At 57.1% G+C, this 24,474-nt stretch carries 19 protein-coding genes and 2 pseudogenes; 18 read left to right on the top strand and 3 right to left on the bottom strand.

Annotation, left to right across the window (positions count from 1 at the left end; translation table 11 throughout):
- The first annotated feature begins 311 nt into the window (after window positions 1–311).
- Window positions 312–590 carry a hypothetical protein gene (locus CV013_RS15560; RefSeq protein ID WP_157935764.1) on the top strand — a complete coding sequence of 93 codons (279 nt, stop codon included), beginning with the start codon at window positions 312–314 and terminating at the stop codon, window positions 588–590.
- Window positions 587–1,150: pseudogene (locus tag CV013_RS10175) on the top strand (DUF6990 domain-containing protein). Before CV013_RS15560 ends, CV013_RS10175 begins: the two are co-directional and overlap by 4 nt.
- On the opposite strand, the gene CV013_RS15700 reads toward CV013_RS10175, so the two are convergent.
- On the bottom strand, window positions 1,047–1,367 hold the full coding sequence (locus CV013_RS15700; RefSeq protein WP_190276513.1) for a hypothetical protein: 321 nt from the start codon (window positions 1,365–1,367) through the stop codon (window positions 1,047–1,049). The pseudogene CV013_RS10175 and the gene CV013_RS15700 overlap by 104 nt on opposite strands.
- 271 nt (window positions 1,368–1,638) lie before the next feature.
- Here CV013_RS15700 and CV013_RS10170 point away from each other — a divergent pair, with 271 nt between their 5' ends.
- From CV013_RS10170 to CV013_RS10155, 4 genes are all read left to right on the top strand, one after another.
- Window positions 1,639–2,046, top strand: coding sequence for a hypothetical protein (locus tag CV013_RS10170; RefSeq protein WP_102155331.1), 408 nt, complete (start codon window positions 1,639–1,641; stop codon window positions 2,044–2,046).
- 380 nt (window positions 2,047–2,426) lie between these two features.
- Complete coding sequence (locus CV013_RS10165) at window positions 2,427–2,735, top strand: hypothetical protein (RefSeq protein WP_157935763.1); 309 nt, start codon at window positions 2,427–2,429, stop codon at window positions 2,733–2,735.
- 71 nt (window positions 2,736–2,806) lie between these two features.
- Window positions 2,807–3,205, top strand: coding sequence for a hypothetical protein (locus tag CV013_RS10160; protein ID WP_123639916.1), 399 nt, complete (start codon window positions 2,807–2,809; stop codon window positions 3,203–3,205).
- Window positions 3,206–3,285: 80 nt separating this feature from the next.
- Window positions 3,286–3,771: a hypothetical protein gene (locus tag CV013_RS10155; protein ID WP_198591857.1), complete on the top strand. Its 486-nt coding sequence runs from the start codon at window positions 3,286–3,288 to the stop codon at window positions 3,769–3,771.
- Between the two features lie 160 nt (window positions 3,772–3,931).
- Here CV013_RS10155 and CV013_RS10150 read toward each other — a convergent pair.
- A pseudogene (locus tag CV013_RS10150) lies at window positions 3,932–4,409 on the bottom strand (integrase core domain-containing protein); the annotation flags it as partial.
- Between the two features lie 593 nt (window positions 4,410–5,002).
- Between CV013_RS10150 and CV013_RS10145 the strand changes: the two are divergent.
- Window positions 5,003–7,801 (top strand): TonB-dependent receptor, encoded by a 2,799-nt coding sequence (locus CV013_RS10145; RefSeq protein ID WP_223805229.1) that lies wholly within the window; start codon window positions 5,003–5,005, stop codon window positions 7,799–7,801.
- Between the two features lie 23 nt (window positions 7,802–7,824).
- Window positions 7,825–8,751, top strand: coding sequence for an alpha/beta hydrolase (locus CV013_RS10140; RefSeq protein WP_157935762.1), 927 nt, complete (start codon window positions 7,825–7,827; stop codon window positions 8,749–8,751).
- 102 nt (window positions 8,752–8,853) lie between these two features.
- Here CV013_RS10140 and CV013_RS10135 read toward each other — a convergent pair whose 3' ends face one another.
- The gene (locus tag CV013_RS10135) at window positions 8,854–9,603 is read right to left on the bottom strand and encodes a polysaccharide lyase family 7 protein (RefSeq protein ID WP_102155323.1); all 750 of its coding nucleotides are present in this window, start codon (window positions 9,601–9,603) and stop codon (window positions 8,854–8,856) included.
- A gap of 151 nt (window positions 9,604–9,754) precedes the next feature.
- Here CV013_RS10135 and CV013_RS10130 point away from each other — a divergent pair, with 151 nt between their 5' ends.
- From CV013_RS10130 to CV013_RS10085, 10 genes are all read left to right on the top strand, one after another.
- A complete protein-coding gene (locus CV013_RS10130) occupies window positions 9,755–10,582 on the top strand; it encodes a FadR/GntR family transcriptional regulator (protein WP_223805230.1) in 828 nt (275 codons plus the stop codon).
- A gap of 108 nt (window positions 10,583–10,690) precedes the next feature.
- Window positions 10,691–12,958, top strand: coding sequence for a polysaccharide lyase 6 family protein (locus CV013_RS10125; RefSeq protein WP_102155320.1), 2,268 nt, complete (start codon window positions 10,691–10,693; stop codon window positions 12,956–12,958).
- A 65-nt stretch (window positions 12,959–13,023) separates the two neighbouring features.
- The gene (locus CV013_RS10120; protein ID WP_223805231.1) at window positions 13,024–15,132 is read left to right on the top strand and encodes an alginate lyase family protein; all 2,109 of its coding nucleotides are present in this window, start codon (window positions 13,024–13,026) and stop codon (window positions 15,130–15,132) included.
- Between the two features lies 1 nt (window position 15,133).
- On the top strand, window positions 15,134–15,496 hold the full coding sequence (locus CV013_RS10115; RefSeq protein WP_102155315.1) for a cupin domain-containing protein: 363 nt from the start codon (window positions 15,134–15,136) through the stop codon (window positions 15,494–15,496).
- A gap of 3 nt (window positions 15,497–15,499) precedes the next feature.
- Window positions 15,500–16,774, top strand: a complete 1,275-nt coding sequence (locus tag CV013_RS10110) for an MFS transporter (RefSeq protein ID WP_102155314.1) — start codon at window positions 15,500–15,502, stop codon at window positions 16,772–16,774.
- 34 nt (window positions 16,775–16,808) lie between these two features.
- Window positions 16,809–17,564 (top strand): SDR family NAD(P)-dependent oxidoreductase, encoded by a 756-nt coding sequence (locus CV013_RS10105; protein WP_102155312.1) that lies wholly within the window; start codon window positions 16,809–16,811, stop codon window positions 17,562–17,564.
- A 28-nt stretch (window positions 17,565–17,592) separates the two neighbouring features.
- Entirely contained in the window at window positions 17,593–18,480 is an 888-nt protein-coding gene (locus CV013_RS10100) for a sugar kinase (protein WP_102155309.1), read from the top strand.
- Between the two features lie 174 nt (window positions 18,481–18,654).
- The gene (locus tag CV013_RS10095) at window positions 18,655–19,407 is read left to right on the top strand and encodes an ImuA family protein (RefSeq protein ID WP_190276498.1); all 753 of its coding nucleotides are present in this window, start codon (window positions 18,655–18,657) and stop codon (window positions 19,405–19,407) included.
- On the top strand, window positions 19,328–21,076 hold the full coding sequence (locus tag CV013_RS10090) for a Y-family DNA polymerase (protein WP_102155307.1): 1,749 nt from the start codon (window positions 19,328–19,330) through the stop codon (window positions 21,074–21,076). Before CV013_RS10095 ends, CV013_RS10090 begins: the two co-directional genes overlap by 80 nt.
- Window positions 21,073–24,324 carry an error-prone DNA polymerase gene (locus CV013_RS10085; RefSeq protein ID WP_102155306.1) on the top strand — a complete coding sequence of 1,084 codons (3,252 nt, stop codon included), beginning with the start codon at window positions 21,073–21,075 and terminating at the stop codon, window positions 24,322–24,324. The genes CV013_RS10090 and CV013_RS10085 overlap by 4 nt, the downstream gene beginning before the upstream one ends.
- Window positions 24,325–24,474 lie beyond the last annotated feature (150 nt).

Raw genomic sequence — 24,474 nt, 5'->3', positions numbered from 1 at the left:
ACATTCAAGATATCGCAGATGAAACGAGCATCTACTTGGAGGACATCAAAGATCGCATTTCCCCTGCGGCACACGCTTCTATCTTGGCATCGACTATTTGCAGCACAGAACCTCTTGAAAATCCAGCTTCTTCCGATTGCCGCATAATATATCGGAGGAAAGAAGGAGTCGCCGCGAGAAATCACTCCGCCGCCCCGTCCTCGGGCACTTGATACTCTGGCATGGCAATTGCGCAGTATTGAGTTCCGGAATCGCCTTTGGCACCCTGTCCGTTTGCAAGCCTGCACCAGCTTGCGTCGTCGTCCTAGGAGATGAGCTGGATTGAGCGCTGGAAATCATTCCTGACGATGTTGGCTTTTGCGACGAAGAACGCGCCCCCGCCCGCGAGGAGGGCGGCGACGACCATGCCAGCGGCCAGTGTGACCCAATCCCATTTTGAGCGGGTGTCGCGGTTTCGAAATGGCGACGCGATCCCTCGTGGTGATGTTGCCCGCGAATTTGGCCTCAGACCCGGAGTTCCTTTGCGTGAGCAGGGTTATCCAAATGGCATTCCGATTGAAATCAGAACTTTTCCGGGGGCAGATCAATGAAGATCAAAGAGGTTACAGACGTTCTTAAAGCCCTAGGTTGGCGAGCATACACTGATGAAGTGGGAGATAAGTCCACGCGCTTTTGTCTGCCAGATCGTACAGTCCAGATCATTTATGGAATACGAAAATACGGAGAAGAGCAGCAGCTTGAAGCAACCCTTTCAGCATCTAGCGACGCTTTCTCACATGGCTGCAAAACTATAGATTCAGGGCTAGGAAGCTATGCTCCGCTTGTTCGGAGCAGGAAGGGATTAGTTTATCAAGTCCCTGAAATCCTTGAAGAGCACGTCCGTCAGGCGTCGGAGGAGGCGATAGCGTGGGCCGAGGCGCAGGATTTGGACAAAGCGCTGCGGGACCATGCGGCCTTGCCGACCAATGCGCCGGGTGCCCGCCCGATCTAGCATCTTGCCGCCTTGGCATTGCTTGGGGAGGTGGCGAAACTGAAATCTTATCAGGCTAGTTTTGAGGCCGGTGATCGCCTTGGTTTTGTGCATTATGTGACAAAGGATTACATAGACCGCGCCGTGACTTTGGCGGAACAAAATGCTGCTGGAGCGTGATCAGTCTGCCGACTCTGGCGCCTGATACTCTGGCATGGCGATTGCGCAGTAGCTGATCCCATTGCGATCCTGAATAATGGGTCGTTTGCAATGCCACACCATCCTGCGTCATCGTCCTAGGAGATGAGCTGGACGGATCGCTGGAAATCATCCTGACGATGTTGGCTTTGGCGTAATAGAACGCGCCGCCGCCCGCGAGGGCGGCGGCGGCGGCCATCCTCACCACCAGTACCGCCCAGTCCCATTTTGATCTTTGGGCATGGGCCTCGATACGAGCTGTGATAATGCTGCTGTTGGGCAGCGCCGCTACGATGCCGTTGTGCGTACAGACAGCGGAGACCTATGGGGTATTGAATACAAAAGCGGGGGTGAAAGTAAAACCTCGCAACAGAACTTCAATGATATGTATATGAACAAGTTTGGGCCAGCGAAGGTGTTGGTAAGCTGAACGGTGAGTCTATTGTTGGGAACATAACGATATATCTGCCATGAAAATGCTCCTTGAAGTCGAAAAAACACCACCCGCGCAAGTGCAAGATTTTGCAAAAATCGAGAAAAGCCTGAGGGCCTTGAAAAGCTATGGCCCGCAATCGTATGCAAGCCTGATTAGACCAGATGGTTCATATATTCAGGTGGCCGGTGGTCGTGTCACTTGTGTTCTGGAGATACGAGAAATGCCCAGTGGAAAACACTGGCGAGCATATCTTGAAGAGCCAAAAGTACCATTCAAAGGAGAGCAAACTCTATTGTTTGGTGGCGGCCACATGAAAATGGAACCTGACGAGGTGCTGTTCATTGATGATGTTGTCACAGCCTTTAGGTCATTTTTTGACGGCGTGGCTTTTCCAGAAAACCTAAGATGGCGCGATATGTCACAGATGTTTGGCGGGACTTAATTCCCTCCCCCTTCCTTATACACCGGCATATGTTTCGCGCAGTGGCTCGACCGCATCGTTTGCGGTATCGCCCTGAGCGATTGTGTTTTTGAGCTTTGTGGCGAGCTCGGCGCTTGCTTTGCAGCCTTACAGCCGAGCAGCTTATCGAGAATTACAACGCATGGTCCGCATGCATTGGCGCTGAGCCCGAGGTCTGTTCCGTAGAACACAACGAGTTTTACGACGCATTCGGCTAGTTGTACGGCGCCTATATTGATGCCGGGCTTGAGCAAGACAGAATCGACAATGCGCTGTGCGCAGGCGATGCGTCTCTTGTTTGCGGGATCCAGCGGTCGAATGCATTCCTGAATTCGCCGGATGGCACGCGGTTCAAGGGGGCAATGGAAGCCGCAAGCGGTACGGCTGCTGTCTTTTTCAGCTTCACCGGCGGGCTTGCAAGCTGCGTGGAAACGGTTGGCGCTGGATGTGCCGCTGGAGCTGCCGGGGTACTGGCTGGTGCTGATCAGGCCGTAACAGGCACCCGAAAGCTGTTCACTGGGAAAGAGGTTCTATCGTTCAGGGTTACGGGCCTGATGCAAGCGGGCATGAGCCGCGACGATGCCGAGCTCACCTATTTTGCCGCTACCGCTGGCATCGCCATTGCCGAGGGCGGCGTCGGGCTGCTGCCGAAAGCCGGGCAAGGCAGATAATGCCGCCGCACTCGTCGATGACCTGCTCGACGCAGGAGCAGATGCTGCTAATGCCTCAAAGGGAGCAGACGATGTTCCGAACACGGGTAAAAGACCGTCTTGGCGGCAGTCTGGAGGGGGATGTTCTGGACGAAACGGGTGGGGTCGGTCAGCAATCCTATAAGGGCGGTGATTCTATGCTGAACGGGACCAAGGGAAGTATCCGAGTTGACTGTGTTGCCGACAATTGTGCGATAGAAGTTAAAAACTGCGATCTCTCGAGAACCGGCGGCCAGAGTTCTCTCATCCGGGACGCTTCGAATTCGATCAACAAGCAGGCGGACAACATCACGCCAGGCATGGATCAGGAGTTGGTGATAGATGTGCGAGGTCAAACTGTGACCGAAGCCCAAAAGATCGAAATTCGGACGATGATCGTTGATAGGACAAATGGAAATCTGACAGCGGATGATATCGAGTTTCTAGAGTAGATATGGCCTATAATCGACCCAGCAACCTTGTTGATCAGAGACGGAATTCCTTTGGGCTGGTATTCCCAAACCACTCGTTCATGCTTGGAACGAAAGGGGATGTAGAGACATTTTTTCTGCTCCTGAACGACTTGATATCCGAAGGGATTTTGGAAGATTGCTACCTGACCATTTCGCATGATCTATATCGGACTCTGGTGAATGGGTATAACCTTGAGCGCTTTAAGAAGGAGGCTTCCAAGCTCAAGGAGGCATTTTCCGCACTCAGTTCCGACCGCTTTGCGTGGGATCGCTATCCGTTCAACCGGGAAGACGGGGCGTTTGACTATCAGCAGCGGCGGATTGATCCGGGCAAACCAGCCCTTCTGGATGTGTTCGAGAGGTTTTTTGTCGGGTTTGATAAGGCTCCGTTTTGGGTTGAAGAGTCTCTCTCCCGGAATGGAAAGTGTTCTCGGCTGATAGTGGCTCCCACGGAGATCAGAACCGGCAGAAAGTTCCGGAAATTTACGGATGCGGAGTTTCTGGAAGCATCGGCTGATCCCCTTTGGCTAAGAGGGCCTGCCTGAATCGCGTTACTCCCCTTACTGTCCGCCTTCGTCCTCCACTTCTGCGTAATTTGGCATGTGTAACGCGCACTGCTTTGACCCATCGTTTGCGCTGACGATTTGTCCTTTGGCGGTGCGGCGGCGATGGGTGACGTGACCCCCAGCTTTCCTCCAGCTGGGATTAGAGCCGAACCGCTTTGTTGCGCATGAGCGCGGTTGAAGCAATGGGCTGCCTAGCGGAGCCCGTACGGCGTAGCGAAGCAGGCCATTGCTTATCCAGTTCGGCGGCGAACGCCGCCGGGGTTGCGTAGCCAAAAGACGAGTGCGGTTTCTCTCGGCTGTAGTCATCCACCCAGGCGGCGATCTCGACCCGGGCATGGGCCAGGCTGAGGAACAACGTCTCGTTGAGCAGCTCGTCGCGTATGCGGCCATTGGAAGCGAAGCTGGCCAAAGGCCAACCTCTCGACGTAGCCGTTTTGCATCGGCCTGCCCGGTGCGATGTAATGCCACTCCACACCGATCTCCCCGCACCATGCCAGCACCGCATTACTGGTAAGCTCGGTGCCGTTGTCGCTGACGATCATACCGGGCTTGCCGCGCTGGGCGATCGGCTCCGTCAGCTCGTGCACAACACGGCGGCCAGAAATCGAGGTCTCCGGCCCCGCTTATGGCACCATTGCATGGTTTGGTCATATGCCCATCGCAGCCTGGATCGCTGTCGCCATGCTTTGCTGGCGCGCGCCTCAATTAGCGCAATCGAATTTCCGGCATTATACTGTCTGGGCGTGGATTTTTGGTTTCAAATCCATCGCACCTGCCGCTTATCGTCGGCGAAGGTATGCGCCCGACCGATGAGGCGAAGCGGCATTTGCTGACAATAGTCTGTACCGCTCAGCTTCGGCATGTCTGACGCTGTTGCCCTTTAAGTATGTTTAGGCCGCTGTTCTTGGCGCTCCTCTCATTCAAACCGCGCATGGGCCTATCATTTTGGCGCATGCTGCCTGCCTTTATGCTCCGCTTTATCTGGCCAAAGCGGGGGAGCGCACCCGTAAGCCCCCAAATCCATACCAATTGGTATTACAAAAAATTCCACAAAGTGGGAATTTTCCAATAAATTGGTTGACTAAATTGCCTAGACAATTAGGTGGACTGCAAAAGGTCAATGGGAGGGAGCTAAATGTCACGTAAAGGTAGTGTTGTGCGCGGCGTGCTGAGTGCTAGGCGCCAGGTTTGCATGTCATGCGGTGTGGCCGTGATCGCACTTATGTGGTCGAATGCGGCCATCGCGCAGGACGAATCTGCGGCACCTGAATCTGCTGAAGCATCGACTGATGAGATTGTAGTCAGCGGCATTCGTGCGACAATCCAGGATTCGATCAGCACTAAACGTCAGGCCACCGCAATCGTCGATGCACTGTCTGCCGACGATATTGGCGATATTCCGGCGCTATCGGTCGGTCAGGCTATTCAAACCATTACCGGCGCAACGACCCACCGCGAAAAAGGCGATGCGTCCGAGATCGCTCTTCGCGGTTTGGGGCCGTTTCTGAGCAACTCGACATTTAATGGTCGCGAGGCCAGCAATGGAAGCGGGGACCGGTCTGTCAATTTCAACCAGTTTCCGTCTGAACTGATCAACAAAATTACGATCTACAAATCGCAGCAGGCCGACCTCATTGAAGGGGGCGTTGCGGGCACGATCGAACTGGGAACATTGCGGCCTCTCGATTACGGTCGGCAGCGAATCCAGATCGAAGGTAAGGTAAATTACAACCCATATCAGGACCGTATCATCGGTGATGGGGGCATGGGGTGGCGTGGTACGATCAGCCTGGTCGATCAGTTCGATATCGGCAATCTGGGCAGATTCGGTATCTCTGTCGGTTACCAGCGGCAGCGGACCTCTAACCCCGAAGAAACGATGGCGGGGAGTTCAACCTGGCGGGCTTGTGACGATTCCGTCGATGTTCTGAACGGAAACTGCAGAGACGTTTCGAACGCCGAGGTAAATGAGGGTACGCCGTTCTACATCGTGCCAAATGCACTGACTTATCGCCAGATAAGCGAAAATGACCAGCGCGACGCCGTGTTCGGCGCCATCCAGTGGCAGCCGGCGTCGAATATCGATATCAACTTGGATGTCGAATATTCGGACCGCTCTTTCGCTGAAGATCGCAGCGATCTGACCTTCTCCGAACTTCGGCTGGCGCTGCAAAATCGCGAAGTCGATCCGGCAGGGTTCCTGCGATACGCCGAAGGTATGACTTCGCTCGAATCCACTTCGACTTTGACTGAGCGATCCGAAGAGTATCTGGGCGGGGGGCTTGAGATTGCAGTTGATGCAACCGATCGACTACGCCTGACTGCGGATGTTTCGTATTCGGACACCACTCGACTTGATCGTTCACGCAGTACGCGGCTTCGTACTGACGCCCTGGATATTTTCGGTGACCGCACCCCGGTTGGCAATCAGCGCGTCGCCTATACCTACGATGCGCGCGACAGTTTCGCCCCCGTGTTCACTATCGATCCCCGTTTCGACCTCAACGACTGGTCGCTCTTCAGCGATGATGCCCGCCTGCGCCGGGACGAGCGGCAGCGCGCCAACACCATCTGGGCCGGTCGTTTCGATGTCAGTTATGAGCTTCCAGGAATTGTCTCGGCCTTGCGGGCCGGGGTTCGGTACAGTCACCAGACATATGGCGACTATACCGACCGTGTAGAGATGACTCAGGGCGATCGTGCTGTTGACCGCGATGCTAACCTGCTTTGTAGAACGCAATTTCCGCAGCGCGATTTCCTGAAAGATGCGCCCGGCAATCAGATATCCAGCTGGGCTACTTTCGATCCGCTCTGCCTGTTTAACGCATATCTTGGAACCGAAGACCCCGGCCGCAGTGCCGATATCAGAGGTATTACCAATACAGATGTGCTGGAGCAGGTCTGGGCGGGTTATGTCATGGCCGACTATGAGGGCGCTTTGGGCTCGGTCCCTATTCGCGGAAACGTGGGCGTTCGGGTGGTTAAGACCGACGTTGAATCGAATGGGTTGCGAAGCGCCCTCGATGTCGTCGACAACGGCGACGGGACGATCCGGCTGGTTGAAACCGGCGACTTCGAGACTGTGACGATCAAGCACGACACAACGCGCGTGCTACCCAGCGCCAACCTGATTTTCGAAGTTCAGCCCAATGTCCTGCTCAGGGCTGCGGTGTATCGTGCGATGTCACGCCCAGCTCCAAGCGCGCTATCCGCCGGCCGTTCGATTCGGCTTGACGACGGTACGGCGTTCGCTGACGTGGCCGATGCCATCCGTAGCATCCAGGCAAGCGGAAGTCCTCGTCTGGAGCCGTTGATGTCATGGAATGGCGATCTGGCACTCGAATGGTATCCGAATGCCGACAGCCTCCTCTCGACAACGGTCTACTACAAGCGATTCTCTGGTGGTTTCCAGCCTGTGCGGATCGACGAGGACTTTGTCATTGGCGGCCAGCAAGTCACCATCCCTGTTACGCAGACACGGAACAGCGACGATAAATCGAGTATATATGGCGTAGAGGTCACCGCTGCGACCCGCTTCAGTTTCCTGCCAGCACCGCTGAATGGTCTGGGCACGAAAGTGAGCTACAACTACGCGAAGTCGAATTTTAAATCGCACGATATTCTGCTTGGCGATGTGTACGATCCGGTTACGGACCAAGTCGAGCCGGGGATTATCCCGCCCGCCAATCTATCCGGTTATTCGAAACACGTGGTGTCGGCGCAGGTATATTATGACATCGGTCCACTGTCTCTGCAGGGGATCTACAATTACCGGTCGCAATACTATCAGGATTTCGTCGGAGGAAATAGCCAGTTGCGCTACGTCGGCGATAACCAGACATTTGATTTGCGTGCGTCGCTTGATCTGATGCGAGGCGTGTCTCTGCGTCTCGAAGCTCTGAATATCTTCAATGAGCCTAAGGTGACTTACATGCCGGTTGTAGGAAGCACTCGCCAGTATCACTATTATGGGTCGAAGTACTTCATCGGCCTTCGGGTGAAAATGTGATGGGCTGGGGGCGCCGTATTGATATGACTCGCCAACAGTTGGCGATCGCACTGGCAGTTTCAACTATTACGCTGTCAAGCTGTGCGTCGGCTCAGCCGACAGGTCTGGAAGCATCTCCTTCCAGACCTGAGCAGTCATTACCTGACGGTGCCGGACCTGTGTCTGCAGCTTACAAAGATATCGTCTATCGCTCAGTTGATGGACGGGATCTGCATCTGGATCTCTATACAAGCTCTCGTTCCAACGGACGCGCCTCACCGGTTTTGGTGTATTTTCATGGCGGAGCATGGGCGCGGGGACAGCGCCCGGAAAGCTGGCGAGGCTACTCCCGCTATCTGGAAAAAGGGTATGCGGTGATTACCGTTCAGTACCGGCTGGCTGGCGAGGCCAAAGCTCCCGCTGCGGTTCAGGATGCGCGCTGTGCTTTGCACTGGGTGGCTGAGAATGCTGATCGGTATGGTTTTGATCGCGAGAAGATTGTTGCTCACGGGACTTCCGCAGGTGGCCACCTTGCCTTGATGGCTAGTTACCTTGAGCCCGAAGATGGACTTGACCCTTCGGATTGTAAGCAAGTGCCTCAGGTTGCTGCTGTGCTGGATTTTTATGGTCCGACAAACCTCGCACAAGCCTATAACGGCGCTACCGGGCGTCATTCTTCTGTCGTCCGTTGGGTGGGGGACTATCCAGGCGCCAGGGAAATGGATGTTCGGATGTCGCCTATTACTTATGTAGGACCAGCCGTGCCGCCAACAATGATCGTGCATGGCGATCATGATGAAGTTGTGACTATAGAACAGTCTCGCGAACTTCTGGCAGCTTTGAAGAAGGCCAAGGTGCCTACTCAAATGGTGGTCGTGCCCGGAGGCGGACATGGAAAGTTTCCCGCCTCCGAGAAAAAGCGCATTGCCGGCGAAGTTGATCGCTTTTTATCGAGAAATGGCATCAACTGAGGCACGTGCGGTCATCGCCCTGTAAGCCAAGGCTCGACTGACATATTGTTGAAATTGAGCGCCGCCCATCCTTATCGATGGGCGGCGCATTTTCTGCCCTTGTCAGGTGTCGAAGTTCAACGTCGAGAGGCGAACGTAACAGTCGCCTGCATTCTGCAAATAGCAGCCAGTTTTGAAATACACTGACTTCGACGACTGCGTATAATAACTCATATTATCCGACCAGGTTTGCACCGCATTGTCACCGAGCTTTGCAGTGATTGTGCCATTGTCGTTGTATACGAGGTCAAGCTTCGTAAAGCTGGTGGGCGCCGGTCCCAGCGGTTTATACTGATATTGCGGCGAGATGCCTGCGTTCGTGCGGTAGATTCCCCACAGGTAGTTGCTTAGGCCGCTTCTGGAGCTGAGGAATTCGACCCGCAGGATAGGCTGGCCCCCGGTCTGCCCATAGATCTGCGCGACTGTGAAACGTCCGGAGTAGGAACCGCCATACTTGAGGCTTAGCCGAAGATTCATGGCCATATCGGTGCGGCTTCCCGCAAAAGAATCCCCTCTTAGCTCGTTTCGTTTGGAAGATCCTCCGTTGTCAATCTTGAATTGCATATTGGTATTATCAAGATACCAATTATCTGGATCGTAATAGTAATTAACTATTTTGCTATTTTTTATGCAGGTACTTGAAGTGGGGAGCTGTAATTTGGCGTGATCAAGTGCATTCTTGAATTTCGCTTCGGAATAAGGCGATCCGGTCGTGTCCTGTACCGGATCACAGGTGAACGCAGCCCAGGCCGGCGAAGCCAGCACCATGCTTAGGCCAAGTGTCCCTGCCAGCTTGATGGATTTATTACGCATAATCCTCTCTCCTTTGTGGTATCCATATAAGGTATACGCCGAAGGAAATAATTGGCAATATAAAGAGGATTGTATATTTCGGGGGTGAGGTGTGCGATGGGCTTGTCTGATATGTAGCGGCGGAGCGCAGCGAGCGGAGGTGCGCTGTGCGGTGGCGCGTCAGGCGATATGGCAATGCCAATCTATCGGTGCTAACCATAGCTCCACTAGTAAGGGATGCTTATTCGCGATGGGGCAAATATCTTCGAAGAGACTTTTTCAAACGGTTGCGAAACAGATCGAGAACCTTATTGACGAGGGACTTTATCCAGCCGGAACCCGTCTTCCTGGCGAGAGAGAGCTTGCGGAGAAACTGGGCGTAAGCCGTGTAACCATTCGTGAGGCGGAGATCGCGCTTCAGGCAATAGGGCGGCTCGAAATCAAAACTGGATCAGGTGTTTATGTAAGCGACAACCCCCCGGCGATGAGGCATGCCCTGCCTGCGGTCAGTGCCTTTGAAGTGACAGAGGCTCGTTTGCTGATCGAATCGGAGACGGCAGCATTGGCCGCGCATAACATCGATGAGGTGGGGATCGAACAACTGGAGCGTTTGGTCGCTAAGATGCGGTCTGGCAGTGAGGAGGAGGCCAACGAAGCTGACGAGCTTTTCCATCTCAAGATTGCTGAGGCTTCGAACAATGCCGCGATGGTGCATACCGTAAAATCGCTCTGGCAGATGCGCGAAGAAATTCCCGAGATAAAGCAGGCATATGAGGCGGTGTGCGTCCACGATGCCAAGTCGCGGACTGAGGAGCACAAGGCGGTATTCGATGCTGTAAAGGCACGCGATCCTGCAGGCGCCCGCGCTGCGATGCGCGAACATTTTCACCGGTTGATTGATGCCATGCTGGATGTGGCGGAGCGCAAGGCGATTGCCGAAGCGCAGAAGAAAGCGAGTGCCAGTAGGGAGCGATTTGCAGCCGCCACGCGCATCGCATAATTTGGTATTACATATTTTTTGAATTTTGGCATACCAAAGTGATTGACACTTTGCTCGGCTGTCGGCTAGCTCGCGTTTCGCAAACGGGGCTAAGGCCGGGAGGGGAATGTGCTCAGGATATGCCTGCTGTCGGCAGTCGCGCTGCTGTATGCCGTCCCTGTCCAGGCGGAGAATTACTATGTTCGCAGTCAGGGTGAGTATGCGAAGGCGCTCGAGAGCGTCAAAGCGGGTGACATCATCATTCTGGCGAATGGCGAGTGGCGGGATTTTGATCTCGTAGTTACTGGCAGGGGGCGCAAGGATGCCCCGATCACAGTTATTTCCGAAGAGGCTGGCAAGGTCATACTGACCGGACAGTCCAGTCTTCGCATTGGCGGAGAATATGTCCTCGTAACAGGGCTGGTATTCAAGGATGGCTATAGCCCGCGCGGCGAAGTCATTTCGTTTCGACGTACCAAGGAGGATCAGGCGCGCTATTCGCGCGTGACCGAAGTGGTCATCGACGGTTTCAGCAAGCCGGGCCGTTACGATGTGGACTATTGGGTGGGGCTGTATGGCTCCAGCAATCGGTTCGACCATTCCTACCTTGCTGGAAAGACCAACAAGGGTGTTACTCTCGTGGTGCGCCTCGACACCGAGGGTAGCCGTGAAAACAGTCACCGGATCGATCACAACTACTTCGGCCCGCGGCCCGTTCTTGGCTCCAATGGTGGCGAGACGCTGCGTATCGGAACGAGCCGCTACTCGATGTTCAATTCGAATACGCTGGTAGAGAACAACATTTTCGATCGTTGTGACGGTGAAGTCGAAATCATTTCGTCCAAGTCGGGCGGTAACATTTTCCGTGGCAACGTGTTCCTTCGTTCACGCGGTTCGCTCACACTCCGTCACGGTGACGACAATCTGGTCGAGCGCAACGTGTTCTTCGGCGGAGGTAAGGACTATACGGGCGGAATCCGTGTCATTAATCGCGGCCAGGTCGTTCGTAATAACTATCTGGAAGGGCTGCGCGGGACAGGATTTTCAAGTGCTCTGTCATTGATGAACGGCGTGCCAAATTCGCCAGTCAACCGATACGTTCAGGTTGAGCGTGCGGCCATCACCAATAATACCGTCATCGATAGCACTAGAGTGACGCTGGGTGCTGGCGAGGACGAGGAGCGATCCGCCCCGCCAATTGACAGTTTGTTCGCGCGCAACCTTCTGAGTGCGAAAGATAGCGCTTCATTCCTCGCGGTCGACACGGACATATCAGGGATTGCGATGGCCGATAATCTCTTCGTCGGCGGAGAGGGGCGCAGCGAAATTCCGGGAATTAAGCGCGCCAACGTGCAGATGGTACGTGCCGAAAACGGTTTGCTCTACCCAGCCGATCCGTCGCTCTTGCAAGTGGGCGCCCCGCGCGATCTCTCGCCGGTAGCGCTGAATCAGGTCGGCCCTCGGTGGTATGCAAAGCCGTCGCCCGATCCTGGTTTCGGCGCTTCGGGCAAAGTGATTGAAGTTACAAATGAAGAGGGGGCCTTGGTTAAGGCCGCGAGCGCAGCTGGGGTCGGCGACGTGCTCATGCTTGCGCCGGGCGATCACGTGGTCAGTCAGGTCATCGCATTGGACAAAGCACTTACCTTCCGTGGCGCAGCCGCGGACGAGGGTAGGGATAGCATTGTCCGTTTCACCGGTCCGGCGCTGATCGAGCTTCGTGAAGGCGGTGCCATTCAACTGGAAGACATGGTGATAGACGGCGGCCTTGCACCGAATTCAGCCGGGAATTCGGTGATCCGCACGCCCACATCGCTTCTACAGTCAAATATCCGCGTGGACATGGACAACGTCACGGTGCGCGATCTCGATGCGAGCGAGGCTTTCAACGTGCTCACACTGGGTGCGGGCGTGCTCGCCGAGCAGGTGGCTATCAGCAACAGTGCATTCGCCAACATTTCCGGCACGGTTGTTTCTGCTGCATCGGAGTTCGACGACGACGGAAAATACAACCTCGAGTATCTCGAGATTGCGAATAGCAGCTTTGCAAAAGTGCAAGGCAATATTGCCGATGTCTATCGCGGCGGGCGCGATGAAAGCACCTTCGGGCCGTCAGTCAAGATCGCCGGTAATGTGTTGTCCGAAGTGGGGCGGGGTCGTGCCGATGGCGAAGCCTGGTCCCTTCGTCTGCACGGGGTGCAGACAGCGAGAATCGAGCGTAATTCTTTCGCCTCGAGTGCCCCGTTGTTGATCGAACATACATCCGGCACGCCGGTCACTGAAGTGATCGGCAACCATTATTCCGCCACGCCCGCACCGGTTTATAAAGAGCTCGTTTACGAGGGTAAGCTGCGTGTCCGGGATCGTGATAACGTATTCGACAAGGTGCCCGCGAAATGATTTGTCGTGCTCTCATTGCATCTCTGGCCCTGGCAGGTTGCAGCCCGGCTCTGGCGGATCACGATGTGGCTACGAGCCCTCCCGCTGTGCCCAGCGCGGACCTGCCCCCGCTCTTTGCTGCAGAGGTGGAACACGCGCGCGCATTTGTTGACGGGATGATGGCGCAGGGTGTTGTCGTTCCGGTGCCTACAGATCCGGGTGGCGGATACACTCACGAACAGCACAAGCGTAATTATAAGGCAATCTACCTCGGCGGCCAGCTTTATCGTGTGACAGGTGAGCAGGCATATGCCGACTATGTGCGCGATATTCTGCTGGCCTATGCCAAACTCTATCCAACTCTGGGCGAGCATCCTGCCAAAGCGAACCAGAACCCGGGTCGCCTGTTCTGGCAGGTTTTGAACGACGCTGTCTGGCTTGTTCATGCGGTTCAGGGTTATGGCGATATTCGCGACACGCTGCGCGGTGCCGATCGCCAGCTGATCGACGATCAGGTCTTCCGGCGGGCGGCGCAGTTCCTCTCGGTGGACTCGCGCGCGACTTTCGACCGAATTCATAATCATGCTACCTGGGCCGCGGCCGGTGTGGGCATGACCGGCTATCTCCTCGGTGACGAAGACCTTGTCGAACGCGCCCTGATGGGTTCGGACAAGAGCGGTAAGACGGGGTTTCTGCGTCAGACCGAACTGCTCTTCTCTCCCGATGGGTATTACACCGAAGGGCCATACTATCAGCGTTATGCCCTGATGCCGTTCATGGTGTTTGCCGATGCCATCGCTAAAAACGATCCGAAACGCCGGATTTTCCAAAGGCGCGACGGCATCCTGCTGAAGGCGCTGAATACAACAATCCAGTTGACCTACGGCGGGTATTTCTTCCCGTTCAACGATGCGCTTCGCGACAAAAGCCTCAACACCGACGAGCTCTATCACGGTGTTGCAATCGCTTATGCTGAAACGGGCGATCCGGGCCTGCTGGATATTGCGCGGTCACAAGGCCGAACGATTCTTACCGATGATGGACTCAAGCTTTCTCGCGATATCGCTGCTGGCAAAGCGAAGCCGTTTCCATTCCGGTCGCTTCTTCTTTCCGATGGGCCAGAGGGGGGGCAGGGAGCCGTTGCCATCCTCCGACACGGGCAGGGCGCAAGCCATATGGCTCTCGTCGCTAAAAACACCTCGCAAGGCATGGGTCACGGCCATTTCGACAAGCTGAGCTGGCAGTTTTACGACAACGGTCACGAAATCGTCAGCGATTACGGTGCAGCACGTTTCCTGAATATCGTCGCCAAGGAAGGTGGACGATATCTGCCGGAAAACGAGAGCTGGGCCAAGCAAACGGTCGCGCACAACGCGCTCGTCATTAACGGCGAGAGCCATTTTGGCGGCGACCAGAAGCTGGCCGACCTCCACGCCCCGCAACAACTCTATTTCGATGCAAGTGCGGATCTCCAGATCAGCACCGCGACCATCGACAGCGCCTATCCCGAACACGGTGTGACCATGACGCGCACGCTGGCCCTGCTCGATGTGGCCGGTCTCGATGCGCCAGTCGTGATCGACGTGCTCAATGCCTCGGGCGACAGTTCGCTCACCTATGATCTGCCGCTGCACTATTCCGGCCAGATCATAGAAACCGGCTTTCCGATCAGCCGCTACCTTACTGAACGGCCCGTGCTGGGGGATGCCAATGGATACCAGCACATCTGGGTTGACGGCACGGCTACACCCACTGCCGACAACGCGTTCATGACATGGATTCTGGGTGGGCGTTTCTACACCTATCGCTTTGTTCCGCAGAATGATCTGAAGGTGATCCTCGGCGAAAGCGGGGCGAACGACCCCAACTTCAACCTGCGCCGCGAACCGATGATCATCCAGCGCAAGACCGATGGTCGTGATGCAAGTTTCGTGAGTTTGCTGGAACCGCATGGTCTCTACGACGGGGCTGCGGAGCAGACGGTCGGAAGTCGTAGCCAGATTGCTTCGCTGCGACATGAAACCCACGATGGCTACGACTTCGTAATCGTGGAGACGAAAAGCGGTGCGAAGACTGCCCTCGCTCTCTCATACGACAGCGATCCCGCCAAAACACATAATGCGAAGATCGACGGCCACGATGTGCGCTGGACCGGCTTTGCGGCGCGAATAGCGCTCAATGGAGAGAGCAACTGATATGGGCACGCCAGTTACCAACCACAGCCAAGCCTTCGTGTATGCCGATAAGGTGGAGAAAGAAGAGCTTGGAGGCGGAGTTTCACGCCAGATCCTCGGCTATGGACCTGATCTGATGATCGTGCGCGCATGGTTCGACAAGGGCGCGGTGGGGGCTGTCCACGCGCATCCGCATAGCCAGGCGACTTATGTCGAAAGCGGCAGGTTTGAAGTGTTCATCGATGGGCAAAAGAGCGAACTGAGCGCCGGTGACGGGTTCTATGTCGCCCCTCACCGCAATCACGGTGCCGTGTGCATCGAAGCCGGTGTTCTGATCGATACCTTCAACCCCGTGCGCGAAGACTTCCTGAGTCAGGAGGGCTGATCGATGAAAGTGGGCAAGTTGCGTTACTGGATCGTGGGCCTTGTCGCCATCGCGACGATCATCAACTACATCGACCGCGGGGCGCTCGCGGTGTTCTGGCCGGAAATTTCGCAGGAGCTTGGCCTGACCAAGGCCGACTATGCGATCATCATCAACATCTTCACTTTCGCCTACGCCTTCGGGCAGACGATCTTCGGGAAGATCTTTGACTGGATCGGCGTTCGCCTCGGTTTCGTTCTCTCGATTGTCGTCTGGTCGGCAGCGACCATGCTGCACGCTGTTGCCACTCAGATGGCGAGCTTCGCAGTTTTCCGCGGCTTGCTGGGCGTGGCGGAAGCGGGCAACTGGCCGGGCGCGACCAAGGCCAATGCCGAGTGGTTTCCGATCAACGAACGGGCATTGGCGCAGGGGATATTCAACTCCGGCGCAGCCATCGGAGGGATTGTTTCCGCCCCTGTTGTTGGCCTGCTGTTTGTGTTCCTCGGCTCGTGGCAGGCAACCTTCGTCGCGATTGGTGCACTCGGGTTCCTGTGGCTGATCCCCTGGCTGATCGTTTATAAGTCCGGCCCGGACTCGCATCCGTGGATCTCCGAAGAAGAGCGCCAGTTCATTCTCACCGGCCAGCGGAACAAGGATGTCGACGAGGTCGCCGACTATGCGCCCAGCTCGGGCGAGATTCTATCGCGCAAGGAAAGCTGGGGCGTCATCATGGCCTCGGCCTTCCTCGATCCGATCTGGTGGCTCTTCGTCGGATGGCTGCCGCTCTATCTCTTCGAAACTTACGGCTTCGGCGTTGAGGAAATCGCCACTTACGCGGGCATTCCCTATGTAGGCGCGATGTTCGGTGCCTGGTTCGGTGGACTGGTCGCGCAAAACCGGATCAAGGCTGGGTGGACTGTTAACCGCACACGCAAGTCGGTGATTGCGCTCGGCGGGCTGATTATGCTCGTTGCACTGATCGCTACCATTCAAGCGGCGACGCCGTTAATCGCAGTTTTGCTGATGGCGGCGATCCTTTTCGGTTTCCAGACTGCTGTTGGTAATATCCAGACCTTACCCAGCGATTTCTACAGCGGGAAATCCGTCGGTACTCTGGCAGGGTATGCTGGCACGGCGGCCAAGCTTGCCGTCGTCGGCCTGAACTTCCTCATCCCGGTCATAACCGTGAACTCCTATGCGCCTGCATTCATAGTCGGTGCGGGCCTTGCGATCATGACTGTGCTTTCCGTTCTCATTCTGTGCCCGGAAATCAAACCTCTCAAACCCAAAACCGCATAGTGCGGCCAACCCTCAAAAAGACTGGGACATACACATGAAGCTCAAGGGTAAAACCGCAATCGTCACCGGGGGCAGTCGCGATATCGGACGCGCTATCTCCGTGAAGCTGGCCAGCGAAGGGGCGAACGTCGCCGTCAATTGGTTCGACAACGAGAGCGATGTCGATGCGACGCTTGCTCTGATCGAGGCTGCTAGTGGCGGCAAAGCGATCAAAGTCCACGCAGATATGACTAAGGGTGCGTCGGCGCAGGCGCTGATCGATGCAGCGCGTGAAGCATTTGGTGACGAGATCCACATTCTCGCCAATGTCGTTGGTGGATTGGTCGCGCGAAAGACGCTGGACGAAATGGACGAGGATTTTTTCAACTTCCTCATGCAACTAAACATGACCTCGACGTTTCTCGCGACTAAGGCCGCTGTGCCGCACATGCCTGCAGGCTCGTCCATCGTGAATTTTGCATCGCTCGCCGGTCGTGATGGAGGCGGTCCGGGCGCCAGTGCCTATGCGACATCCAAGGGGGCAGTGATGACCTGGACCCGCGCGATGGCCAAGGAACTGGGGCCGAAGGGAATCCGCGTGAACTCGCTGTGCCCCGGCATGATTGCGACCAGGTTCCATGACGACTTCACCAAGGACGAAGCGCGCAAAAATGTCGCCAACGCCACCCCGCTGCGCCGTGAAGGGTGTGCAGAGGAATGCGCCGACACTGTCGCGTATCTCGCCTCCGACGAAGCCTCTTTCCTTACGGGCGTAAATCTCGACATCAACGGAGGTCTCGCTTTCTCCTGACCGGGAGCAACCGCGACAACAGGCTGCAATGACAACCTTTATCTTCGGCGAAGCGATGCTGGAGTATCATAGCCATGGCGGAGCCGGTCTCCGCTATGGCGGCGATACGCTCAATACCGCGATCCATCTCGCGCGGGCTGGTCATGACGTGGCTTACGTCACGGCAATCGGCAACGATCCTATCAGTGACGCGCTGGAAGCAGCCTGGTCTGCCGAAGGTGTCGATACGCGCTATGTTCTGCGTCATCCCGCGCGCAACCTTGGCATCTACGCGATTCACGTGGATGGCGATGGAGAGCGCAGCTTTCTCTATTGGCGCGATCGCAGCGCGGCGCGCGAGATGTTCGAACTGCCGGGGATGCACTCCGCATTGGCCGAGGCTGCCTTGGCGAGGCTTGTGTACTTCAGCCTCATCTCGCTGGCGATCATTTCCCCGGAAGGCCGCGAGCAGCTGCTCGCTCTGTCGGCTCAGCGCAAGGCCGATGGCAAGGATGTCGCTTACGATAGCAACTATCGCCCGGCCCTTTGGGAAGGTGCCCAGTGTGCGAGAGCACTTTCGGAACGCGCGATGGTTGCAGCAACGATCGGGCTGCCCACCAACACCGATGAGCGTGAGCTGTGGGAGACCGACGAGGACGAGCAGGAGATCGCCAAGCGGTGGCTTTCGTTCCATCAGGGCGTGGTAGCGGTAAAAGCGGCCGAGCGCGGCTGCGTTCTGGGCACAACCGGTCATGAGATGCCACAGATTGTCCCTGCCAAGTCCGCCGAAATGATTGATTCCAGCGGTGCCGGCGACGCGTTCAATGCAGGTTTTCTGAGTGGCTGGTTGAACTCGCGGTCATTGGTTGAATGTGCGGAGTCAGGACAGGCTCTTGCACGCAAAACGCTGTCACATCAGGGCGCAATCATGCTGTGATGGCGCTCGTCCTATGGAGCCGTGTGCAGGTTCACGGCTTACCGTCGTAATAAACGCTGCAACCGGTATCTTCTGGCAAATGATCAATGGGTTCTAACCCCCTGCAACGACAAGCATCTTGACGCAGTATGTTTAAAGTGGAACATAAAGTGAACATATAGTTTTTGAGTCGTGATGCCCGGATTAACCCGCCCCCTCCTTATTGACGAGCTGCGGCAGCAGATTGCCCAGTTCGATACCCCGACGCGGGCTCGTGGAACGCTGCCGTTCAGTATCGACGAGGTGGATCGCAGACTCGCTGATGGAGGTCTGGCAATGGGTGCTCTCCACGAAATTGCGCCTTCGGCCCCGGCGCTGGCTGAGGAAGCGGCAGCCACTTTGTTTGCAGCGGGTATTGCCACGCGTGCTTCGTCGGGCCCGGTATTGTGGGCTTTAAGCCGGTTTGACCTTTATGCTCCTGCTCTCGAGCAAGCCGGTTTGCCGCCGGAACGCTTGCTTTTTGCACAGGCGCGCGATGATCGCGAGCTGTTGGCGGTTATGGAAGATGGATTGCGCCACCGCGGTCTTGCCGCGGTTATCGGCGAGGTGCGTCGTGTGGATATGACGGCATCGCGGCGTCTCCAACTTGCCGCAGCCGATGGGCAGACTCCGGCACTACTTTTGCGGCGATGGCGCAAGCGGGAGTTGTGTCCGCTCAGCGCCCCGTCTGCAGCGACCACACGCTGGCGTATCGGCTGTGCGCTGTCCACACCGTTGGGAGTGCCCGGTGTCGGGCGTCCGCGTTGGACAGTCGAACTGGTGCGTCAGCGCAACGGTAATCCGTTTTCGATTGTTCTGGAGGGATGCGATGCGCAGGGTCGCCTCGCTGTTCCTGCCGCAGCTTCCGATCGAGCAGCTGGGGCGGAACGGCACGTCAAAGCCGCTTAAACGTGCTGCCGAACTCCCGCTCTCTGACGATCCGGGAGACTGTTCGGTGCCGCGTAACGGGCACTGGCGACCGGGTGCGCGCTGGGCACGGGAAGGAACGATCGCTGCGTACCGGCAACTGCCTGTGCGCGAACTTGGACGACGTTCGGAAGCGCAGGAGCATCCGTTCAGAGGCTTGCCAGAAAACGAAGACTTGCAGGTCGTCAGCGCGGCACCTCCAGCTCCTGCGATTGATGCTCCGCTGGTTCTGTCTATCCGGCAGAGACAGTGCGAAGTCATTCATGCTGCCAACGGCGTCGCTCTGACCCTTGGTCTTCGCCCTGGTATGGCGGTCGCGCAGGCACGCGCGCTTTATGCCGAGCTCGATATCAGGCCCGCAGATCTCGCCGCAGAGAACGCTGCTCTTGGACGTCTGGCCATTCATGCGGCGCGTCATTGGACTCCGCTTGTTGCGGTGGCGGCTCCCGATGGCCTGTTTCTCGATCTGACAGGCACCAGCCACCTGTTCGGCGGCGAAGCGGCATTCTGCCGCCGGTTGCTGGCTTTCTTTACCCGATTACGGCTGACCGCGCGGGTGGCGATTACCGATACGCCGGGGGCGGCCCATGCATTGGCGCGGTTCTCTGGCAATCCAATCACTATCGTTGCGCCGGGTCAGGCAACCGCAGCGATCGCTCCACTGCCATTGGCGGCGCTGCGGCTGGAAACTGGCGCACTCGCAGCCGCCAGGCGTTTTGGGCTCGAACGCATCGGGGATCTGCTGCCGCTTCCGCGTGGCCCACTGGCGAAGCGCCTCGGCCGCAATGCGATCGACCGGCTCGATCAGGCTATCGGTCGTCTTGCAGAACCGATCGACAGCGTAGTGCCATTCGAAGCGCCGGTGGCTGAGCGCCGTCTGTTGGAACCGATCTTCACTGCCGAAGCCATTGCACAGGTGATGAGCGATTTGACGCAGGACCTCGTCGATGCACTGCGCGCGCGCGGTCTGGGGGTCCGACAGGCCACGCTTGCCTTCTTGCGGGTCGATGGCACCGAGCAGACCATTGGCGTCGGTCTGGCGCGGGCAAGCCGCAATGCACAGCACCTGATAAAGCTTCTGACGTTTCGGCTGGAGCGGATCGATCCGGGTATGGGGATCGAGGCGGGCAGACTAACCGCGCGTCATACAGAGGTGCTGGATGCTGAGAATTGCGCCTCTGTACTGACTGGCGAAACGCCGGAGATGGACATCGCCGGTCTGGTCGATCGGCTGGCCGGGCGGATCGGACATGATGCGCTCTTCAAATCTACACTGGTTGAAAGCGATGTTCCTGAACGCGCGGTGGTCAGGACGGGGCCCTTGTCGGAAGCAACAGGCTGGCCGACGTGGAAACGTCCGGCCCGGTTGCTGGCCCGGCCTGAACCGCTGTTTGGGGTTATCGCCTTGCTGCCCGATCATCCGCCGCGTCGCTTTGGCTGGCGGGGGCAGATGCATGATGTGATCGCAGGCGACGGGCCAGAGCGCATTTATGGCGAATGGTGGGTGCGCGATGGCGAGGTCTGGGCGGTACGGGATTACTACCGCGTGGAGGATTGCGAAGGCCGCCGGTTCTGGCTGTTCCGACGTGGTGACGGCGTCGAGGTCGAGACGGGCGATCGCAGCTGGTGGATGCATGGGGCGTTCGGATGACCTACGTCGAGCTGCAGGTCACCAGCCATTTCTCATTCCTGCGCGGCGCATCTTCGCCCGAAGACCTGTTTTCTGCGGCCGCTCTGTTGGGGTATTCGGCACTGGGCATGGCTGACTTAGGCACAGTCGCTGGTATGGTTCGTGCCTGGCAGGGGCAAAAGACAACCGGCGTGCGGCTGATTGCAGGTACGCGCGTACATCTCACCGATGGTCGACAACTGTTGCTGTATCCCACCGACCGCGCCGCATGGTCCCGCATGACCCGGCTGCTTACCGTCGGCAAGGCATGTGGAGGCAAAGGGCAATGCGTGCTCGAATGGAGCGATATCGCGCATCATGCCGAAGGGCTGATCGCTATTCTCCTGCCCAATATGCCAGATGCCGGGCTGGCGAACGATTTGGCTGACTTGCGTAATGTGTTTGGCCTGCGGGGCCATCTTGCCCTTACGCTGCGCCGCCGGCCTGACGATATGCTCAGGCTGCACGATCTGGCCGCGATGGCAGACGATGCGGATCTGCGCTGCGTTGCCACCGGTGATGTGCTTTATCATTCGAGCAATGCGCGCCTGTTGCAGGATATTGTCACTGCCATTCGTGAAGGTACGACGGTCGACCGGCTAGGATTCCGGCGCGAACGTCATGGCGATCGCAATCTCAAATCGCCGGAAGAAATGGAGCGCCGCTTCGCCGCTTTTCCCGATGCGGTTCAGGCGACTGCCGATATCGCCGCTACCTGCACCTTCGATCTTGGCGAACTGAGCTATCAATATCCGCATGAGCGGGTGCTGGCAGGTATGAGCGCGCAGGAGGCGCTGGAAAAGCTGTCGCAGGAGGCAGCACAGCGGATGTTCCCCGGCGGGATCCCTCAGGCCCATGCCGATCAGATCGCGCATGAACTCGCATTGATCCGCCAGCTCGATTATGCGCCTTATTTTCTGACCGTAAACGCTATCGTTACCGAAGCTCGTCGGCGGGGCATTCTTTGTCAGGGACGTGGTTCGGCAGCGAACAGCTGCGTCTGTTTCGTGCTGGGGATTACTTCGATCGACCCTGTAAAGCACGAGTTGCTGTTCGAACGGTTTATCTCGGGCGAACGGCCCGAACCGCCCGATATCGATGTCGACTTCGAGCATGAGCGGCGCGAGGAAGTCATCCAGTGGATCTACGAAACATATGGCCGCCGTCATTCCGCGCTAACCGCTGTCGTCATGCGCTTTCGTGCGCGCGGAGCGATCCGTGAGGTCGGCAAAGCGTTGGGATTACCCGAAGATCTGACCGTTTCCCTGTCGGGACTGGTCTGGGGCTGGTCGGTTGATGGCGTTGGAGAAAAACAGGCGAAAGAACTCAATCTCAATCTGAGCGATCGACGCCTGCGCCTGGCGCTTGATCTTGCCAGCAGACTGATCGGAACGCCGCGCCATCTCTCGCAGCATCCCGGCGGCTTCGTGCTGACGCATGACCGGCTTGACGATCTGGTGCCGATAGAGCCAGCCGCGATGGCGGATCGGCAAGTCATCGAATGGGACAAAGACGACATCGATGCGCTGAAGTTCATGAAGGTCGATGTGTTGGGCCTGGGCATGCTGGGCTGCATGAACCGCGCCTTTGCTCTGCTTGAGCAGGAGAAAGGCATACGGGTTACGATGGCCGACCTTCAGGATGACGATCCGGGGGTCTATGCCATGATCCAGAAGGCCGATACTCTTGGCACCTTTCAGATCGAAAGCCGTGCGCAGATGTCGATGCTGCCACGTATGAAGCCGCGCCGGTTCTACGATCTCGTCATCGAGGTCGCCATCGTGCGGCCCGGTCCGATTCAGGGTGACATGGTTCACCCCTATCTACGGCGTCGCGAAGGCCGTGAGCGCCCCGAATATCCCAAGCCGGAACTGCGTGCGGTACTGGAGAAGACGCTTGGCGTTCCGCTCTTTCAGGAACAGGCGATGAAAGTAGCGATTGTCGGCGCAGGCTTTACACCTGCCGAAGCCGATCAGTTGCGCCGGGCCATGGCGACCTTCAAGCTGACCGGGGGCGTAGGTCATTTCTACGACAAGCTGGTCGGCGGCATGGTGGAGCGCGGCTATCCGCAAGACTTTGCTGAGCGCACTTTCAAGCAGATCGAGGGGTTTGGTAGTTATGGCTTTCCGGAAAGCCACGCTGCCTCCTTCGCTAAGATCGCTTATGCTTCTTGCTGGATGAAGCACCATCATCCCGACGTGTTTTGCGCTGCGCTGCTGAATGCACAGCCGATGGGGTTTTATGCTCCGGCGCAGATCGTACAAGATGCACAGCAGCACGGGGTCGAGGTGCGACCTGTCTGCATCAACGCCAGCCGCTGGGATTGCACGCTCGAACCGGCCAGAGACGGTTTGTTTGCTGTGCGGCTTGGGTTCAGGCAGGTGCGCGGCCTTGCCAACCTGCATGGTGCGGCAATCGCTTCTGCACGTGGCGCGGCGCTCTATACGTCAATCGAAGAAGTCTGGCGCCGCGCCGGTGTGCCACGTGCAGCAATCGAACGTCTTGCCGAAGCCGATGCCTTTCATAGTTTTGGCAGTGATCGGCGTAATGGTTTATGGCAGGCGCACGGTGTGGATGATGCACCGCTGCCCCTGTTCGCGGCAGCCGACGCGCGGGAAGGCGTGTTCAGCGCCGAGTGTGTCGAGCCCTTGATTGCATTACAGGCGATGAGCGATGGGCGTGAGGTGGTCGAGGATTATCGCACGACGCAGCTATCGCTTCGCGCACATCCGGTCTCGTTCCTGCGGGGTGAATTGACTCAACGCGGAATGAAGCGGTGCGGCGATCTTTCCACGATCAGAGATGGTGAGTGTGTTGAAGTCGCAGGAGTCGTGCTCGTTAGGCAAAGGCCTGGAAGCGCCAAGGGTGTGCTGTTCATCACGATCGAGGATGAAAGCGGAGTCGCCCAGGGTATCGTCTGGCCCGACCGCTTCGAGACTTTCCGCCGCGTCGTGATGTCCTCGTCGATGGTCGGCCTGAAAGGCCGCCTTCAGAAGGAAGGCGAAGTCATCCATATCATCATTGACCGGATCGATGATCTGACACCTATGCTTCGCCAGATCGGGGCGATGAACTACCCGTATAGTCCGGGGAGTGAGGATCAGGCCACGCCCTCTTGTTTGCCAGATCGTGGTGGCTCAGGTTCGATGTCGCAATCCGTTGATTCCTATCAACCGCCCCTGGCCGATCCGGAAGATCTGATCCGCATTCACAGCCACGATTTTCACTGACGCACCGGACACATTTAGCGGGGAACCGCAAGTCCTTGAGGTCTGCCGCTGCCGGCTGCGGCTGTCTTCGATTGTGCGCGCAAATTGTCCGTTTGGCGAAAATCGATTTGCTGGCTATCGAGCGGTTTGTCGCAGGCGTCCGGCTTTGCA

The sequence above is a fragment of the Tsuneonella flava genome (genome assembly GCF_002870965.1).
GTDB lineage: Bacteria > Pseudomonadota > Alphaproteobacteria > Sphingomonadales > Sphingomonadaceae > Tsuneonella > Tsuneonella flava.
This window is presented reverse-complemented; position numbering and strand designations above follow the sequence as displayed.

Coding starts and splice junctions, on each gene's coding strand:
- CV013_RS10170 (WP_102155331.1), top strand. CDS start 1,639: ATGAAAATGCTCCTTGAAGTCGAAAAAACACCACCCGCGCAAGTGCAA.
- CV013_RS10160 (WP_123639916.1), top strand. CDS start 2,807: ATGTTCCGAACACGGGTAAAAGACCGTCTTGGCGGCAGTCTGGAGGGG.
- CV013_RS15700 (WP_190276513.1), bottom strand. CDS start 1,367: ATGGCCGCCGCCGCCGCCCTCGCGGGCGGCGGCGCGTTCTATTACGCC.
- CV013_RS15560 (WP_157935764.1), top strand. CDS start 312: ATGAGCTGGATTGAGCGCTGGAAATCATTCCTGACGATGTTGGCTTTT.
- CV013_RS10135 (WP_102155323.1), bottom strand. CDS start 9,603: ATGCGTAATAAATCCATCAAGCTGGCAGGGACACTTGGCCTAAGCATG.
- CV013_RS10085 (WP_102155306.1), top strand. CDS start 21,073: ATGACCTACGTCGAGCTGCAGGTCACCAGCCATTTCTCATTCCTGCGC.
- CV013_RS10140 (WP_157935762.1), top strand. CDS start 7,825: ATGACTCGCCAACAGTTGGCGATCGCACTGGCAGTTTCAACTATTACG.
- CV013_RS10095 (WP_190276498.1), top strand. CDS start 18,655: ATGCCCGGATTAACCCGCCCCCTCCTTATTGACGAGCTGCGGCAGCAG.
- CV013_RS10115 (WP_102155315.1), top strand. CDS start 15,134: ATGGGCACGCCAGTTACCAACCACAGCCAAGCCTTCGTGTATGCCGAT.
- CV013_RS10155 (WP_198591857.1), top strand. CDS start 3,286: ATGCTTGGAACGAAAGGGGATGTAGAGACATTTTTTCTGCTCCTGAAC.
- CV013_RS10100 (WP_102155309.1), top strand. CDS start 17,593: ATGACAACCTTTATCTTCGGCGAAGCGATGCTGGAGTATCATAGCCAT.
- CV013_RS10105 (WP_102155312.1), top strand. CDS start 16,809: ATGAAGCTCAAGGGTAAAACCGCAATCGTCACCGGGGGCAGTCGCGAT.
- CV013_RS10110 (WP_102155314.1), top strand. CDS start 15,500: ATGAAAGTGGGCAAGTTGCGTTACTGGATCGTGGGCCTTGTCGCCATC.
- CV013_RS10165 (WP_157935763.1), top strand. CDS start 2,427: ATGGAAGCCGCAAGCGGTACGGCTGCTGTCTTTTTCAGCTTCACCGGC.
- CV013_RS10090 (WP_102155307.1), top strand. CDS start 19,328: ATGCGCAGGGTCGCCTCGCTGTTCCTGCCGCAGCTTCCGATCGAGCAG.